The 16,357-nt window shown below is 66.2% G+C and carries 13 protein-coding genes; 10 read left to right on the top strand and 3 right to left on the bottom strand.

Features of this window, described 5'->3' with window-relative positions:
- Positions 1 to 4 precede the first annotated feature (4 nt).
- The 9 genes from nuoI to NGJ44_RS17810 all read left to right on the top strand — a co-directional run bounded on the left by nuoI (position 5) and on the right by NGJ44_RS17810 (position 10,328).
- Positions 5 to 493, top strand: a complete 489-nt coding sequence (nuoI, locus tag NGJ44_RS17850) for an NADH-quinone oxidoreductase subunit NuoI (RefSeq protein ID WP_053244377.1) — start codon at positions 5 to 7, stop codon at positions 491 to 493.
- Positions 494 to 510: 17 nt separating this feature from the next.
- On the top strand, positions 511 to 1,164 hold the full coding sequence (locus NGJ44_RS17845; RefSeq protein ID WP_053244376.1) for an NADH-quinone oxidoreductase subunit J: 654 nt from the start codon (positions 511 to 513) through the stop codon (positions 1,162 to 1,164).
- On the top strand, positions 1,161 to 1,469 hold the full coding sequence (gene nuoK / locus NGJ44_RS17840) for an NADH-quinone oxidoreductase subunit NuoK (RefSeq protein ID WP_006217969.1): 309 nt from the start codon (positions 1,161 to 1,163) through the stop codon (positions 1,467 to 1,469). The genes NGJ44_RS17845 and nuoK overlap by 4 nt, the downstream gene beginning before the upstream one ends.
- Positions 1,470 to 1,486: 17 nt before the next feature.
- Positions 1,487 to 3,517: an NADH-quinone oxidoreductase subunit L gene (gene nuoL, locus NGJ44_RS17835; protein WP_053244375.1), complete on the top strand. Its 2,031-nt coding sequence runs from the start codon at positions 1,487 to 1,489 to the stop codon at positions 3,515 to 3,517.
- A complete protein-coding gene (locus tag NGJ44_RS17830; RefSeq protein WP_053244374.1) occupies positions 3,514 to 5,016 on the top strand; it encodes an NADH-quinone oxidoreductase subunit M in 1,503 nt (500 codons plus the stop codon). The genes nuoL and NGJ44_RS17830 overlap by 4 nt, the downstream gene beginning before the upstream one ends.
- A gap of 9 nt (positions 5,017 to 5,025) precedes the next feature.
- On the top strand, positions 5,026 to 6,510 hold the full coding sequence (gene nuoN, locus NGJ44_RS17825; protein ID WP_251864807.1) for an NADH-quinone oxidoreductase subunit NuoN: 1,485 nt from the start codon (positions 5,026 to 5,028) through the stop codon (positions 6,508 to 6,510).
- A gap of 7 nt (positions 6,511 to 6,517) precedes the next feature.
- Complete coding sequence (locus tag NGJ44_RS17820; RefSeq protein WP_251864805.1) at positions 6,518 to 6,847, top strand: DUF2818 family protein; 330 nt, start codon at positions 6,518 to 6,520, stop codon at positions 6,845 to 6,847.
- A 397-nt stretch (positions 6,848 to 7,244) separates the two neighbouring features.
- Positions 7,245 to 9,554 (top strand): catecholate siderophore receptor Fiu, encoded by a 2,310-nt coding sequence (locus NGJ44_RS17815; RefSeq protein WP_251864804.1) that lies wholly within the window; start codon positions 7,245 to 7,247, stop codon positions 9,552 to 9,554.
- 93 nt (positions 9,555 to 9,647) lie between these two features.
- Positions 9,648 to 10,328 carry a Fe2+-dependent dioxygenase gene (locus tag NGJ44_RS17810; RefSeq protein WP_053244370.1) on the top strand — a complete coding sequence of 227 codons (681 nt, stop codon included), beginning with the start codon at positions 9,648 to 9,650 and terminating at the stop codon, positions 10,326 to 10,328.
- Between the two features lie 107 nt (positions 10,329 to 10,435).
- Here NGJ44_RS17810 and NGJ44_RS17805 read toward each other — a convergent pair whose 3' ends face one another.
- On the bottom strand, positions 10,436 to 11,356 hold the full coding sequence (locus NGJ44_RS17805) for a LysR family transcriptional regulator (RefSeq protein WP_251864802.1): 921 nt from the start codon (positions 11,354 to 11,356) through the stop codon (positions 10,436 to 10,438).
- Positions 11,357 to 11,423: 67 nt separating this feature from the next.
- Between NGJ44_RS17805 and NGJ44_RS17800 the strand changes: the two genes are divergently transcribed.
- On the top strand, positions 11,424 to 12,047 hold the full coding sequence (locus NGJ44_RS17800; RefSeq protein ID WP_251864800.1) for a LysE family transporter: 624 nt from the start codon (positions 11,424 to 11,426) through the stop codon (positions 12,045 to 12,047).
- A 13-nt stretch (positions 12,048 to 12,060) separates the two neighbouring features.
- Here NGJ44_RS17800 and serB read toward each other — a convergent pair whose 3' ends face one another.
- On the bottom strand, positions 12,061 to 12,918 hold the full coding sequence (gene serB, locus NGJ44_RS17795; RefSeq protein WP_053244367.1) for a phosphoserine phosphatase SerB: 858 nt from the start codon (positions 12,916 to 12,918) through the stop codon (positions 12,061 to 12,063).
- 26 nt (positions 12,919 to 12,944) lie between these two features.
- Positions 12,945 to 16,349, bottom strand: a complete 3,405-nt coding sequence (gene mfd, locus NGJ44_RS17790; protein ID WP_251864873.1) for a transcription-repair coupling factor — start codon at positions 16,347 to 16,349, stop codon at positions 12,945 to 12,947.
- Positions 16,350 to 16,357: the final 8 nt, after the last annotated feature.

Below are 16,357 nucleotides of genomic sequence, written 5' to 3'. Positions count from 1 at the left end.
GGATATGGAAGCGATCAAGGATTTCTTCGGCAGCCTGATGCTGACCGAGTTGCTCAAGGGCATGCGCCTGACGGGCAAGTATTTCTTCAAGCGCAAGGTCACCTTGCGCTACCCGCAGGAAAAGACGCCCGCGTCGCCGCGGTTCCGCGGCCTGCACGCGCTGCGCCGCTACCCCAACGGGGAAGAGCGCTGCATCGCGTGCAAGCTGTGCGAGGCCGTGTGCCCGGCGCTGGCGATCACCATCGAGTCGGACCAGCGCGAAGACGGCACCCGCCGCACCACGCGCTACGACATCGACCTCACCAAGTGCATTTTCTGCGGCTTCTGTGAGGAAAGCTGCCCCGTGGACTCCATCGTGGAAACCCATATCCACGAATACCACGGCGAAAAGCGCGGCGACCTGTATTTCACCAAAGACATGCTGCTCGCCGTGGGCGACCGCTACGAAGCCGAAATCGCCCGCCGCCGGGCCGAAGACGCTCCCTACCGTTGACGCCCAGGGTCCGATCCATGACTTTTACCACTGTACTGTTCTACATACTGGCTGCCGTGCTGGTCATCGCGGCCTTCCGCGTGATTACCGCGCGCAGCCCGGTCACCGCGGTGCTGCATCTCATCCTGGCCTTCGCCAACGCCGCCATGATCTGGATGCTGCTGGGCGCGGAATTCCTCGCGCTGCTGCTGGTGCTGGTCTACGTGGGCGCCGTGATGGTGCTCTTCCTCTTCGTGGTCATGATGCTGGACATCCGCATGGATACCCTGCGCCATGGCATGAAGACCTATCTGCCGCTGGGCCTGGTCATCGGCCTTGTCATGGTGGTGGAAATGGCCTTCGTGCTGGGCAGCACCTGGTATGGCGCGGGTCCGCAGGCGCCCGTGGCCGGCGACTACAACAACGCCCGCGCGCTGGGCGAGGCCATGTACACCCAGTACGTGTACGCCGTTGAAGTCGGCGCCGCCCTGCTGCTGGTGGGCATGGTGGCCGCCATCGCCCTGACGCTGCGCCGCCGCCGCGACGCCAAATACAACGACCCCGTGGCCGCCGTCCGCGTCCGCGCCAAAGACCGTTTCCGCATGGTGAGCATGCCCGCCCAGAGCGAGCGCGCCCAGGCCCGGAACGGCGCCGCCACCGCTGCTGCCGCGCCCGAAGGAGAAAAACAATGACGCTGACGCTGGCCCACTACCTGATCCTGGGGGCGATCCTGTTCGCCATCGGCATCTTCGGCATCTTCCTGAACCGCCGCAACCTGATCATCCTGCTGATGTCCATCGAGCTCGTGCTCCTGGCCGTCAACATGAACTTCGTGGCGTTTTCCAGCTGGTTCGGCGACACCGCCGGCCAGGTGTTCGTGTTCTTCATCCTGACCGTGGCCGCCGCCGAGGCGGCGATCGGCCTGGCCATCCTGGTGCTGCTGTTCCGCAACCTGAACACGATCAACGTTGACGAACTCGATCGCCTGAAGGGCTGACGGGGTATTGGAAGAAAATGTCTAGCTCACCCAATCTCTACCTGCTCATCGCGCTGGCGCCGCTGGCCGGGGCAATCCTCGCGGGCCTCTTCGGCACCGGATTCCTGGGCCGTCCGATCGGCCGCCGCGGCGCCCACCTGATCACCATCCTGGGCGTGCTCATCTCCACCATCGGTTCGGTGGTGGTGCTGGGCGACGTGCTCAACGGCCTGCGCTTCGACGGCGCGGTCTACACCTGGAGCCTGATCGGCCAGACCAAGCTGGAAATCGGCTTCCTGATCGATCCGCTGTCGGCCATGATGATGGTCGTGGTGACTTCGGTGTCGCTGATGGTGCACATCTACACCATCGGCTACATGGCCGACGATCCCGGCTACCAGCGCTTCTTCGCCTACATCTCGCTGTTCACGTTCTCCATGCTGATGCTGGTGATGTCGAACAACATGGTGCAGCTGTTCTTCGGCTGGGAAGCGGTGGGCCTGGTGTCGTACCTGCTGATCGGCTTCTGGTACACCCGTCCCACGGCGATCTTCGCCAACATGAAGGCGTTCCTGATCAACCGCGTGGGCGACTTCGGCTTCGTGCTGGGCATCGGCCTGCTGTTCGCCTACGCCGGTTCGATGCACTACGGCGACGTGTTCTCCCAGGCCGACAAGCTGGCCAAGCTGACGCTGCCCGGCTCTGACTGGATGCTGCTGACCGTGGCCTGCATCTGCCTCTTCATCGGCGCCATGGGCAAATCGGCCCAGGTGCCGCTGCATGCCTGGCTGCCCGATTCCATGGAAGGCCCGACCCCGATCTCCGCGCTGATCCACGCCGCCACCATGGTGACGGCCGGCATCTTCATGGTCGCGCGCTTCTCGCCGCTCTTCGAGCTGTCGGATACGGCGCTGTCCTTCATCATCGTGATCGGCGCGATCGGCGCGCTGTTCCTGGGCATCCTGGGCATCATCCAGAACGACATCAAGCGCGTGGTGGCGTATTCCACGCTGTCGCAGCTGGGCTACATGACCGTCGCGCTGGGCGCCTCGGCCTACTCGGTGGCGATCTTCCACCTGATGACCCATGCCTTCTTCAAGGCGCTGCTGTTCCTGGGCGCGGGCTCGGTCATCATCGGCATGCACCACGACCAGGACATCCGCAACATGGGCGGCCTGCGCAAGTACATGCCCATCACCTGGATCACCTTCCTGCTGGGCACGCTGGCCCTGGTCGGCACGCCGTTCTTCTCGGGCTTCTACTCGAAGGAACACATCATCGAGGCCGCCGGCGCCGCCCACGTCTGGGGCGCCAGCTTCGCCTACTACGCCACGCTGATCGGTGTGTTCGTGACCTCGCTGTATTCGTTCCGCCTGTACTTCCTGGTCTTCCATGGCAAGGAACGCTTCGACGCCAGCGGCCACGCCCATGAGCATCATCACGCCGCCGACGTCGACGAGGAGCCGGACGGCCATGGGCAGCACGGCGGCGCGCCGCACGAGTCGCCCTGGGTGGTGACGGTGCCGCTGGTGCTGCTGGCCATTCCCTCGGTCGTCATCGGCGCCTGGGTGGTGGATCCCATGCTGTTCGGCAAGTTCTTCGACGGCGTCATCGCCGTGCTGCCGCAGCATCCGGCCATGCACGAGCTGCACGAGGAATGGCACGGCTGGGTCGCCTTCGGCATGCACGCCTTCCAGACGCTGCCGTTCTGGCTGGTGGTGGCCGGCGCGGTCATCGCCTGGTACTGCTACCTCATCAATCCCAAGGTCCCGGCCGCGATCAAGTCCAGCCTGTCCGGGCTGAACAAGCTGCTCGAGAACAAGTACTACGTCGACTGGATCAATGAGCAGATCATCGCGCGCGGCGCGCGCTGCCTGGGCCGCGGCCTGTGGCAGACGGGCGACCGCGGCATCATCGACGGCCTGCTGATCAACGGCAGCGCCCGCGTGGTGGGCTGGGTGGCCGCGATCAGCCGCCACCTGCAGTCCGGCTTCATCTATCACTACGCGTTCGCGATGATCGTCGGCATCATGGCGCTGGTGACTTTCTTTGTGCTGATTCCCCAATGATGGCAAGCGAGATGGCATCCAACACTTTCCCCTGGCTTACGCTTGCGATCTTTGTTCCGATCGTATTCGGCCTGCTGGTGCTGGCGGTGGGCCGCGACGACCGTCCCGGCCTCACGCGCGGCCTGTCGCTGATCGGCTCGATCGCGGGCTTCCTGGTCACCATTCCGGTCTACACGGAATTCGACCCCTCCACGGCCGCCATGCAGTTCGTGGAAAAGACGTCCTGGATCGAATCCTTCAACGTCAACTACCACCTGGGCGTGGACGGCATTTCGCTGTGGTTCGTGCTCCTGACCGCGTTCATCACCATCATCGTGGTGCTGGCCGGCTGGGAAGTCATCACCAGCCGCGTGGCGCAGTACATGGCCGCCTTCCTGATCCTGTCGGGACTGATGGTGGGCGTGTTCGCCGCGCTGGACGGCATGCTGTTCTACGTGTTCTTCGAAGCCACGCTGATCCCGATGTACATCATCATCGGGGTGTGGGGCGGCCCGAACCGCGTGTATGCGGCGTTCAAGTTCTTCCTGTACACGCTGATGGGCTCGCTGCTCACGCTGGTGGCGTTCATCTACCTGTGGAACGTGTCGGGCGGTTCGTTCGACATCCTGACCTGGCAGCAGACCAAGCTGGGCTACACGCCGCAGATCCTGATCTTCGTGGCGCTGCTGGCGGCGTTCGCCGTGAAGGTGCCGATGTGGCCGGTGCATACCTGGCTTCCGGACGCGCACGTCGAGGCGCCCACGGGCGGCTCCATCGTGCTGGCCGCGATCATGCTGAAGCTGGGCGCCTACGGTTTCCTGCGCTTCTCGCTGCCGATCACGCCCGACGCCTCGCACAGCCTGGCCGGCCTGATGATCACGCTGTCGCTGATCGCCGTGATCTACATCGGCCTGGTCGCCATCGTGCAGGACGACATGAAGAAGCTTGTGGCCTATTCGTCGGTGGCGCACATGGGCTTCGTGACCCTGGGCTTCTTCATCTTCAACACGGCCGGCGTCGAAGGCGCGATCGTGCAGATGATTTCCCACGGCTTCGTGTCGGGCGCCATGTTCATGTGCATCGGCGTGCTCTATGACCGCATGCACTCGCGCCTCATCGCCGACTACGGCGGCGTGGTCAACACGATGCCGCGCTTCGCCACCTTCTTCATCCTGTTCTCGATGGCCAACAGCGGCCTGCCGGCCACCAGCGGCTTCGTGGGCGAGTTCATGGTCATCATGGGCGCGGTCGAGCACAACTTCTGGATCGGCCTGCTGGCGGCCACCGCCCTGATCCTGGGCGCATCGTATTCGCTCTGGATGGTGAAGCGCGTGGTGCTGGGCGACGTGGCCAACGAGCACGTGCGCGACCTGCTGGACATCAACCGCCGCGAGTTCCTGATTCTTGGCGTGATGGCGATCGCCGTGCTGTACATGGGGATCTATCCCAAGCCCTTTACCGACGTGATGCACGTGTCGGTCGAGGCCCTGCTGCAACACGTTGCCGTCTCGAAACTGTAAGACAAGACAATGATGCAATCCCAAATCGATTTCGCTCTGGCGGCACCGGAAATCCTCGCGCTGGTTTTCGGCCTGGCTATCCTGCTCGTCGACGCGGTCAGCACCCATCCGGAGCGCAAGCCCACGTTCTGGCTCACGATCCTGTCGCTGGTCGTGCTCACGGTGGTGTCGGCCGTGCAATGGAGCTCGGGCGTGGCGGGCAAGACCTTCAACGGCCTGTACGTCGCCGACGGCCTGTCGCACCTGCTCAAGATCTCGTCCTACATCGCCGTGGCGGTCACGCTGATCTACGGCCGCGTCTATGCGCAGGTCCGCGACATGATGCGCGGCGGCGAACTGTACGTGCTGACCCTGCTCGCGCTGCTGGGCCAGATGGTCATGATCTCGGCCGGCAACCTGATTTCCATCTACCTCGGCCTGGAGCTGATGTCGCTGGCGCTGTACGCGCTCATCGCGCTGCGCCGCGACAACGTGGTGGCCACCGAGGCCGCCATGAAGTACTTCGTGCTGGGCGCGCTGGCTTCGGGTTTCCTGCTCTATGGCATGTCGATGGTGTACGGCGCCACCGGCCACCTCGACCTGGCTGAAGTGGCCCGCGTCATCGCCGAAGGCAAGGCGCAGAAGCTGGCGCTGGTGTTCGGCGTGGTGTTCCTGGTTGCCGGCCTGGCCTTCAAGCTGGGCGCCGTGCCCTTCCACATGTGGGTGCCCGACGTCTATCAGGGTTCTCCCACCGCCGTCACGCTCATCCTGGGCGCCGCGCCCAAGCTGGCGGCCTTCGCCATCACGCTGCGCCTGCTGGTCGATGGCCTGCACGGCCTGGCCGGCGACTGGCAGCCCATGCTGATGATCCTGGCGGTGCTGTCGCTGGCCATCGGCAACCTGACCGCCATCGCGCAATCGAACTTCAAGCGCATGCTGGCCTATTCGACCATCTCGCACATGGGCTTCGTGCTCCTGGGCCTGATGTCGGGCTCCGTGGCGGGCAAACCCGACGCCGCCGCCGCGGCGTACGGCGCCTCGCTGTTCTACATGATCACCTACGTGCTCACCACCCTGGGCAGCTTCGGCATCGTGCTGCTGCTTTCGCGCCAGGGCTTCGAGTGCGAACAGATCGACGATCTCAAGGGCCTGAACCGCCGCAGCCCATGGCACGCCGCCATCGTGCTGCTGCTGATGTTCTCGCTGGCGGGCATTCCGCCGCTGGCCGGCTTCTACGCCAAGCTGGCCGTGCTGCAGGCCCTGGTCAACGCCGGCCACGTCACGCTGGCCGTGATCGCGGTGGTGTTCTCGCTGATCGGCGCGTTCTACTACCTGCGCGTGGTGAAGACGGTGTACTTCGACGAGCCGGCGGCCGACGCCGCCCCCGTCGCGGCCACCTGCGGCCAGCGCGGCGTGCTGTCGATCAACGGCGCCCTGATCCTCATCCTGGGCATCGTGCCCGGCGGCCTGATGGCCGTGTGCGAGCAGGTGATCCAGAATTCGCTGAAATTCTGAGCGGGGCATGAACCAGACCCTGGCGGTGTGGCTGCTCATCGCGCTGGCCCTGGTCAGCGCGAACCTGCCGTTCCTCACGGAACGCGTTTTCGCGGTGCTGCCGTGGAAGCGGGCAGGGCAGCCCGCCGTCAAGCCGTTCTGGCTGCGGCTGGTCGAAGTCCTGGTGTTCTACCTCATCGTCGGCGCGCTGGGTTTTGCCTTTGAATCGGCGCTCGGCAACCGTTTTTCCCAGACCTGGGAGTTTTACGCCATCACGCTGAGCCTGTACCTGGTGCTGGCGTATCCCGGCTTCGTGTACCGATATCTGTTCAAACGCCATCCCAGGCCCCGGATCTGAACGACGGCGCCGCATTCCGAAAGCCCCCGCAAAGGGGCTTTTTTTATTTTTACGTAGCCCGGAATGCCGATACGGATGGATGGCTGCCAAAGTATGAGAACCGGCTTTCGAGATCGTTCCACTGCCAGCGTGACAGGCGGCGTTTCGGCAGGACGGGCCGCCTTCAAGCTAAAAATTCAGGAAATAGTCAGGTTGTGAGGATGCCCGGCCGCCGTGGACAGCGGGCGGAATTGCCCGTCAAGCCGCCAAAAAACAACATATTCAGATTGCGTTCAGATTTGCGTAAATCATTCTTATTTATGATCTCATCCGCACCTGGAAACAGGGTGTGGGGGAAGCCAGTCAGCAAGCAGAAGCCGCCTTCCATTTATCAACGCTTATAAGACTCATTGCCAAGATGCAATACATCAAAAACCGAAAATGCGCACCGGTACGCCCGGCCGGCGCTGGCAGCCTTGCGGGCGGCGCCGCCGCCTCCGTGTTGGCCACGCTCATCCTGGGCCAGCCCACGGCTGCCGTCGCCCAGACGGCTCCCGGCGACGTGAGCACGCTGTCGCCGGTAAAGGTCATCGGCGACGACGCCAATCCGTACAAGGCCAACCATCTCGGATCGCCCAAGTTCACGCAGCCGCTGGTGGACACCACGCAGACCGTGCAGGTGGTGACCGAGCAGCTCATGAAAGACCAGCAGGCCACGACGCTGACCGACGCGCTGCGCAACGTGGCGGGCGCGGGCACGTTCTACGCCGGCGAGAACGGCAACACGTCCACGGGCGACGCCATCTACATGCGCGGCTTCGACACCTCGAACAGCATCTACGTGGACGGCATCCGCGACACTTCCACCGTGCACCGCGACATGTTCAACATCGGGCAGGTCGAAGTCATCAAGGGGCCGTCGGGTTCGGATTACGGACGCAGCGCGCCCAGCGGCTCCATCAACCTGGTGACCAAGCAGCCCAAGCTGGAGGATAGTTTCGACGCCAGCGTCGGCATCGGCAGCGCGCGCTACAAGCGCTCCACGCTCGACTGGAACCAGACCCTGGGCGAGACTTCGGCGTTCCGCCTGAACATGATGGGCCTGAAGTCGGACGCCGCCGGCCGCGATCAGGTGGAAAACAACCGCTGGGGCGTGGCGCCGTCGCTGGCCTTCGGTCTGGGCACTCCAAACCGCGCGTACATCGACTTCCTGCACGTCAAGCAGAACAACGTGCCCGACGGCGGCGTGGTGACGATCGGCCTGCCGGGCTACCAGCCGCCGGGCGCCGCCTACGGCTACATGGCCGACGCGGACAAGGTTGACACCAACAATTTCTACGGCACGCAGTCGGACCACGATTATTCGACCACCGACATGGCGACGCTGCGCCTGGAACACGATTTCAACGCGAACACGACCCTGCGCAACGTGACGCGCTGGTCGCGCACCAAGCAGGATTACCTGCTGACCTCGTTCATGGCGGGCGCCAGCAACCTGACGATCGGCGATCCGTCCGATCCGTCGACCTGGCTCATGACGCGCACGCCCAACCTGAAGAACATCAGCAATCGCATCTTCACCAACCAGACCAACCTCACCAGCAAGTTCAGCACGGGTTCGCTCAAGCACGATCTGAGCGCGGGCTTCGAGTTCACGCGCGAAACGCAGAAGAGCTATGGCCAGACTTCGCCGTCGATGCCGCCGGTCAGCATCTACGACCCGGACAACAGCATCAGCGTGGGCAGCATCGAGGACAACGGCGCTAATTCGTATGGCAAGACCGATACGTTCGCCGTCTACGCGTTCGACACGATCGATGTGACGGACAAGTGGCAGGTGAACGGCGGCATCCGCTACGACCACTACCGCACCAGCTATAACAGCGCCACCGCCTGCGGCGGCACGGGCCGCAACCCGGTGCCGTGCGACGGCGCGCCGACCGGCACGCCCATCACCACGGTGGACGAGCGTATTTCCGGAAACCTGGTGGACTGGAAACTGGGCACGCTGTACCGCGTGGCGCCCAACGGCAACGTGTACGTCAACTACGCCGTGTCGCAGCAGCCTCCGGGCGGCTCCAACTTCCAGCTGGCCACGTCCGGCAACAGCGCGAACCGCGTGGACTTCGCGCCGCAGAAGGCCAAGACGGCCGAGCTGGGCACCAAGTGGGAGCTGTTCGACCGCCAGCTGCTGGTGGGCGCCGCGCTGTTCCGCACGGAAGTCACCAATGAGGTGCAGGCCGAGTCCGACGGCACCTACAGCCAGACCGGCAAGAAGCGCGTGCAGGGCCTGGAACTGAGCGCCAGCGGCCAGATCACCGACAACTGGTCGGCCAGCGCGGGCTACACCATCCAGCACGCGACCGTGGAAGAGGGTTCCAATGTCGCCAACGACGGCTCGAACAACCTGACCTACACGCCGCGCCATGCGTTCTCGATGTGGACGACCTACCAGCTGCCCAACGGCTTCCGCCTGGGCGGCGGCGCGCGGTACGTGGGCACGCTGCATCGCGGCACCGATGGCGCGGTGGGCACGCCGAACTACGTGCGCTCGTATTGGGTGTTCGACGCCATGGCCGGCTACACCGTGAACAAGAACTTCGACCTGCAGTTCAACGTCTACAATCTGTTCAACAAGGATTACGTCGCCGCGATCAACAAGAGCGGCTACCGTTACTTCCCCGGTGCGCCCCGCACCGTGCTGCTGACGGCCAACATTCACTTCTGAGCGCCCCGCGCGTTCGTCGAGGCCCGCCGATGGGACGCCAGGCATGCCATGCCGGCGCTTTCATCGGCGGCTCGTCTTTTCGGCAGGTGTCCCATGATGCTACATATTCCCGAGGTTCTGTCCCGGGACGAAGTGCAGGAAATGCGGCGGCGGCTCGATGCCGCGCCGTGGGTGGACGGGCGCGCCACCGTCGGCACCCAGGGCGCGGCGGTGAAGCGCAACCGGCAGGTGGACGAGACGTCCGCGCAGGCCCGCGAGCTCGGCGAGATGGTGCTGCGCGCGCTGGCGCGCAACCCTACCTATTTCGCGGCCGCGCTGCCGCTGCGCACCGTGCCGCCGCTGTTCAACCGCTACGAATCGTCGGAAACCTACGGTTTTCATGTGGACGGCGCGGTGCGCAGCCATCCTGCCTCGCCGGGCTGGCTGCGCACCGATCTTTCGGCCACGCTGTTCCTGTGCGAACCGGACGATTACGACGGGGGCGAACTGGTGGTCCGGGACACCTACGGCGAACACCTGGTCAAGTTGCCGGCGGGCGACATGGTGCTCTATCCGGCCAACAGCCTGCACTGCGTTACGCCGGTGACGCGCGGCGCGCGCATCGCCTCTTTTTTCTGGATCCAGAGCATGGTGCGCGAGCATGGCCGCCGCCAGATGTTGTTCGAGCTGGACCAGACCATCCAGTCGCTGCGCAACCAGCTGGGCGAAACCGAGCAGACCCTCACGCTCACCAACTGCTATCACAACCTGCTGCGCGAGTGGACCGAGCTCTGACCGGGTTCGCGCCCGCGGGCAGGGGGTAAGACGGGCTGCGGCGGAATGCGCGGCTTTTCTTCGTCCGTCCGAAGTGTAGCCAGCCCGCACGGCGGGCCAACCACCGTTCAGGCAGCGAGCCGCAGCCAGGCCAGCAGGTCCGCATGCGGCGAACCCGGCGCCGGCGCGGCCGGCGAGAGCAGGACATACCGCGAGCCATCGGGCTCGAAACCCATGGGGGCCGCCAGCACGCCGGAGGCGAGATCGTCGCGCACGAGCTGCCACGGGCCTATGGCCACGCCCAGGCCCGCCACGGCCGCCTGCAGGCTGAAGTAGAAATGATCGAAAACCTGGCCGCGCGACCCGGGCGGGGCCGTGCGGCCCGCGGCCCAGTCGCGCCACGCATCAGGGCGGGTACGCGTATGCAGCAGCAGCGCTCCAGCGCGCAGCCGCGTGCCGCCAGCCGTCGTTTCGAACCAGTCGTTGAACCGGTCCGGACGGCAGACCGGGCCGACGCGCTCCGGGAACAGGGCCTCGGCGTGGTAGCCGGCGGGCCAGGGGAAATCGTCGCGCCGGATCGCCAGGTCTAGTCCATCGTCGAAGCTGAACGGCCCGCCGCCGGCCACCAGGTGCACCTCCATGCCCGGGTGGCGGGCCTGGAAGTCGGGCCAACGCGGGATCAGCCAGCGCATCAGCAGCGTGGGCTCGCAGGAAAGCACCCAGCGGCGCGGCTGCCGCGAGCGGGCGCGCAATTCGGCCACCGACTCGCGCATGAGCGCAAGCCCCTGGCTGACGGCCCGTGCGAGCGAGCGGCCCGCCTCCGTCAGCTTCACCCGCCGGTTGCGCCGCTCGAAAAGCGGCACGCCCAGGTCGTCTTCCAGCAGGCGGATCGCGCGGCTGACCGCGCCATGCGTCAGGTGCAGCGATTCGGCCGCCCGGGTGAAATTCTCCAGGCGAGCGGCCGCCTCGAAACAGCGCAGGGCCAGCAACGAGGGCAGCCGGGTATTTTGCAATGGTGAGCCCAGCTCACGATGTTTGTCAGAAATCATCGTTTTTCAGCGGAAAGCAGCGCCATTAATCTACACGGAATTTCACGATTTTCCAGCCTGGCGCGCCATGACTGAACTGTTAGCTGTAATCACCATTACCCTTTTTGCCGTGGTGAGCCCCGGCCCCGATTTCGCGATGGTCACGCGCAACAGCCTCACGCGCTCGCGCCGCGCAGGGGTGTTGACGGCGCTGGGCATCGGTCTGGGCGTACTGGTGCACGTGGGCTATACCCTGCTGGGCGTGGGCCTGTTGATCCGCCAGTCGCTCTGGCTGTTCGACGCCGTGAAACTGGCGGGCGCCGTCTATCTGGTGTGGCTGGGCGCGAAGATGTGGCGCGCTCCGTCGCCGGTGGCGGCTCCGGACTCCTCCGACGCGCCTGCGGCGCTCTCGGATGCGGCGGCGCTGCGCATGGGCTTCCTGACCAACGCGCTCAACCCCAAATGCACCGTGTTCATCGTGAGCCTGTTCCTGCAGGCGGTGGGGCCGCAGACCGCGTTGCCGGTGCAGGTCGGCTACGGGCTTTTCATCGCGGCCGCGCACATTGCCTGGTTCAGCCTGGTCGCGCTCTGCTTCTCGGCGCGCGCGGTGCGCGGGCGGCAGGCGGCGGCCCGCCAGCGCATCGACCGCGTCTTCGGCGCGGTGCTGATCGGCTTCGGTGTGCTGCTGGCGTTCGCGCGCGGCGCGCGCTGACGCCGGGCCGGATTCAGCTTTCGAACCAGTTGAGCACGCCGTCCAGGCCGCACACGTTCAGCGCGTAACGGGTCTGCTGCCGCACCAGGGGCTTGGCGTGGTAGGCGACCGGAAAGCCCGCCAGCGACAGCATCTTGAGGTCGTTGGCGCCGTCGCCCAGGGCGATGATCTGCGACGGGGCGGCGCCGTGCAGGGCCGCGAACTCGCGCAGGTGCCGGGCCTTGGCGTCGCCGTCGAGAATGTCGCCCAGTACCTGGCCGGTGAGCACGCCGTTTTTGATTTCCAGGGTGTTGGCGTGCGCGGCGTCGAGCTTGAGGCGTTCGCGCAGCCGCTCGGTGAAGAAGGTGAATCCGCCGGAAACCAGCAGCACCTTGATGCCGGCCGCCCGGGCCGTGGCGACCAGGGTTTCGGCGCCGGGGTTCAGGCGCAGTTTTTCCGTGTAGACCTGTTCGAGCGCGCCGGCGGGCACGCCGCGCAGCAGGGCCACGCGCCGGCGCAGGCTTTCGGAGAAATCCTTGATCTCGCCGCGCATGGCGGCCTCGGTAATGGCCGCCACCTGGTCTTTCAGGCCCGCCACGCCGGCGATCTCGTCGATGCACTCGATGTTGATGAGCGTGGAATCCATGTCCATGGCCAGCACTTTGCAGTCGGCCAGCCTGAGTCCGGCCGGCACGAATGCCGTGTCCACGCCCCGGCTGTCGGCCCAGGCGGCGACCTCGGCGCGCGTGGCATCATCGTACTGCACGTCGAGCAGCCGGGCGGCGGTGGCGCTGATGCGGGCCACGCCCTGGGCCTGGGCCAGGGCGGCGAGCTGTTCCGCGTGTTCCAGCGTGAGGCCGGGCGATTGGACGACGAGATGGTGGGTAGTCATAGGGTTCCGGTGAGTAGGGGCGGGATTCATTTGAGCGCGCGCAGCACGGCGCGCACGGCGTCGGCGCGCGCCGCCACCTGCGGAGCCTTGATCTCGGCGCGCAGCTTGTCCTGCCCGGCAAGGCGAATGTGGCGCTGGCGCTGGACCAGTTCGATGATGCGGGCCGGCTCCACGGAGGTCTTGGGGCCGAACTGCAGCAGCGCCTGGGATTCGCTGGCGTCGATCTTGATCACGCCCAGCGGCTGGGCCTGCAGGCGCAGGCGGTGCGTGGCCAGCAGGGTCTGGGCGGGCTCGGGCAGCTTGCCGAAGCGGTCGATCAGTTCTTCCTGGATCTGGATCAGGTCGTCCTCGTCGGCCGCATGCGCCAGGCGCTTGTAGATGCCGAGCCGGGCATGCACGTCGGCGCAGTAGTCCGACGGCAGCAGGGCCGGCGCGTGCAGATTGACTTCGCAGGCCAGGTTGAAGGGCGCGTCCATGTCGGGCTCTTCGCCCGCGCGCAGCGCGCGCACGGCTTCGTTGAGCATTTCGTTGTACATGGAGAAGCCGACTTCCTGGATGTTGCCCGACTGCGCGTCGCCCAGCACTTCGCCGGTGCCGCGGATTTCGAGGTCGTGCATGGCCAGGTAGAAGCCGGAACCGAGCTCTTCCATGGCCTGGATGGCTTCCAGCCGCTTCTTGGCGTTGGCGGTGATGGCGTCTTCGCCGGGCGTGAGCAGGTAGGCGTAGGCCTGGTGGTGCGAGCGTCCCACGCGGCCGCGCAACTGGTGCAGCTGCGCCAGGCCGAAGCGGTCGGCGCGATGGATGACGATGGTGTTGGCGCTGGGAACGTCGATGCCGGTTTCGATGATGGTGGTGCACAACAGCACGTTGTAGCGCTGCTGGTAGAAGCCTTTCATGACCTGTTCCAGCTCGCGCTCTGGCATCTGGCCGTGCGCCACGGCGATGCGGGCCTCGGGCACCAGTTCTTCGAGCCGCGCGCGCCGGTTATGGATGGTTTCCACCTCGTTGTGCAGAAAGTACGCCTGCCCGCCGCGCTTGAGTTCGCGCAGCAGCGCCTCGCGGATGGTGCTGCCGTCTTCGCGCCGCACGAAGGTCTTGATGGCCAGGCGCTTCTGCGGCGCGGTGGCGATGACGGAGAAATCGCGTATGCCTTCGAGCGACATGCCCAGCGTGCGCGGAATGGGCGTGGCCGTCAGGGTGAGCACGTCCACTTCGGCGCGCAGCGCTTTCAGCGCTTCTTTCTGGCGCACGCCGAAGCGGTGCTCCTCGTCGATGATGACCAGCCCCAGCCGCTTGAACTTCACGTCCTTGGACAGCACCTTGTGCGTGCCGATGACGATGTCCACCCGGCCGTCGTTGATGCCTTCGATGGCGGCGGCCACTTCCTTGGAGGAGCGGAAGCGCGAGAGCTCCACCACGCGCACCGGCCAGTCGGCGAAGCGGTCGGAGAAGGTCTGCGCATGCTGCTCGGCCAGCAGGGTGGTGGGACAGAGCAGGGCGACCTGCTTGCCGTTGGCCACCGCCAGGAAGGCGGCGCGCAGCGCCACCTCGGTCTTGCCGAAGCCCACGTCGCCGCAGACCAGGCGGTCCATGGGGCGGCCGGAGGTCATGTCGGAGATCACGGCTTCGATGGCGGCGGCCTGGTCGGCGGTTTCCTCGAAGCCGAATCCCTCGGCGAAGGCCTCGTAGTCGTTGAGCGGCAGCTTGAAGGCATAGCCTTCGCGGGCCGCGCGCTGCGCGTAGAGCGCCAGCAGCTCCGCGGCGGTGTCGCGCACCTGCCTGGCGGCCTTGCGGCGCGCCTTGTCCCACTGGCCGGAGCCGAGCTGGTGCAGGGGCGCGGCCTCGGGGTCGGCGCCGCTGTAGCGCGCGATGACGTGCAACTGCGATACGGGCACGTAGAGCGTGCTGCCGTTGGCGTATTCGAGATGCAGGAACTCCATCTCGCCTTCGCCCATGTCCATATTGACCAGGCCGTGGTAGCGGCCGATGCCGTGCTGCGCATGCACCACCGGGTCGCCGGCGCGCAGCTCGGACAGGTCGCGGACCATGGCCTCCACGTTGCTGGCGCGTTCCTGGGCCCGCTTGCCGCGGCGGCCGGTGGCCGCCAGGCCGGGGTAGAGGTCGTTTTCCGTGAGAAAGGCCAGGCCGGCCTGCGGCAGGACGAAGCCCGCCGTCAGCGGCGCGGCGGCCACGCCGAAGCGCGCGTCCGAAGCGAGAAAGGTCTCGATGGCGTCGGGCTGGGCGTCCGGCGTCACGCCGAATTCGTGCAGCATCTGCACCAGGGTCTCACGGCGGCCCGCCGAATCGGCGCAGAGCAGGACGCGCATGTCGGCGCGCGCGAGCAGCGCGCGCAGCCGCGCGATGGGGTCTTCGGCGCGCCGGGCCACGCTCACGTCGGGCGCGGGGCGGAAGTCCGGGTGCGGCTGATCGGCCGAGAGCGCCAGGCGGCGGAAGCCCTTGAGCCCCGCATACAGGGTCTCGGCGTCGAGGAACAGTTCCGACGGCGGCAGCACGGGCCGCTCGCGGTCGGCTTTCAGGAAGTTGTAGCGGCTGGCCGTGTCCTGCGCGAAACGCTGCACGGCGTCGTCGATGTCGCCCGCGGTGACGGTGATGGTGTCCGGCGCCAGGTAGTCGAACAGCGTGGCCGTCTGCTCGAAGAAGAGCGGCAGGTAGTACTCGACCCCGGCGAACGGGATGCCGTTGCCGATGTCGCGGTAGGGCACGGCGCGCGACGGGTCGCCCTCGAACACTTCGCGGAAGCGGGCCCGGAAGCGGTTGCGCGAGTCTTCGTCCATAGGAAACTCGCGCCCCGGCAGCAGTTGGACCTCGCGCACCGGATACAGGCTGCGCTGGGTGTCCACGTCGAAACTGCGGATGGTCTCGATTTCGTCGTCGAAGAGATCGAGCCGGTAGGGCACGGCCGAGCCCATGGGGAAAAGATCGATCAGGCCGCCGCGCAGGCAGAATTCGCCCGGCGCGGTGACCTGGGTCACGTGCGTGTAGTTGGCCAGCGTGAGCTGGGCGCGCAGCGCGGCTTCGTCGAGGCGGTCTTTCTGGCGGAAGGAAAAGGTATAGGCGGCCAGGAAGGCGGGCGGCGCGAGCCGGTAGAGCGCGGTGGTGACGGGCACCGTGAGCACGTCGACCGTCTTGCCCATCAACGAATGCAGCGTGTGCAGCCGCTCGGAGATCAGATCCTGGTGCGGGGAAAAGGCGTCGTAGGGCAGGGTTTCCCAGTCGGGCAGCTGGCGCACGCGCAGCCCGGGCGCGAAGAGCTGGATTTCCTCGGCCAGGCGCTGGGCTTCCAGCGGGTCGGCCGTGAGCACGACCAGCGGCGCGCCGGCTTCGCGCGCCAGCGAGGCCAGCAGCCACGCGTCGCCCGAGCCGGGCGGCCTCGGCTGGGCGTAGCGTGAGCCGGCCTTGAGGGCGGACAGGGTGGGGG

The sequence above is a fragment of the Achromobacter sp. Marseille-Q4962 genome, from assembly GCF_943737005.1.
Taxonomy (GTDB): domain Bacteria; phylum Pseudomonadota; class Gammaproteobacteria; order Burkholderiales; family Burkholderiaceae_B; genus Achromobacter.
The sequence above is the reverse complement of the archived record's forward strand: the minus strand, read 5'-3'. Positions and strand labels throughout refer to the sequence as shown.

What these genes read in the sequence shown, in the direction of transcription:
- NGJ44_RS17805 (WP_251864802.1), bottom strand. Translation starts at nt 11,356, where the DNA reads ATGATTTCTGACAAACATCGTGAGCTGGGCTCACCATTGCAAAATACC.
- nuoN (WP_251864807.1), top strand. Translation starts at nt 5,026, where the DNA reads ATGATGCAATCCCAAATCGATTTCGCTCTGGCGGCACCGGAAATCCTC.
- NGJ44_RS17800 (WP_251864800.1), top strand. Translation starts at nt 11,424, where the DNA reads ATGACTGAACTGTTAGCTGTAATCACCATTACCCTTTTTGCCGTGGTG.
- nuoK (WP_006217969.1), top strand. Translation starts at nt 1,161, where the DNA reads ATGACGCTGACGCTGGCCCACTACCTGATCCTGGGGGCGATCCTGTTC.
- nuoL (WP_053244375.1), top strand. Translation starts at nt 1,487, where the DNA reads ATGTCTAGCTCACCCAATCTCTACCTGCTCATCGCGCTGGCGCCGCTG.
- NGJ44_RS17810 (WP_053244370.1), top strand. Translation starts at nt 9,648, where the DNA reads ATGATGCTACATATTCCCGAGGTTCTGTCCCGGGACGAAGTGCAGGAA.
- serB (WP_053244367.1), bottom strand. Translation starts at nt 12,918, where the DNA reads ATGACTACCCACCATCTCGTCGTCCAATCGCCCGGCCTCACGCTGGAA.
- NGJ44_RS17820 (WP_251864805.1), top strand. Translation starts at nt 6,518, where the DNA reads ATGAACCAGACCCTGGCGGTGTGGCTGCTCATCGCGCTGGCCCTGGTC.
- NGJ44_RS17815 (WP_251864804.1), top strand. Translation starts at nt 7,245, where the DNA reads ATGCAATACATCAAAAACCGAAAATGCGCACCGGTACGCCCGGCCGGC.
- NGJ44_RS17845 (WP_053244376.1), top strand. Translation starts at nt 511, where the DNA reads ATGACTTTTACCACTGTACTGTTCTACATACTGGCTGCCGTGCTGGTC.
- nuoI (WP_053244377.1), top strand. Translation starts at nt 5, where the DNA reads ATGGAAGCGATCAAGGATTTCTTCGGCAGCCTGATGCTGACCGAGTTG.
- NGJ44_RS17830 (WP_053244374.1), top strand. Translation starts at nt 3,514, where the DNA reads ATGATGGCAAGCGAGATGGCATCCAACACTTTCCCCTGGCTTACGCTT.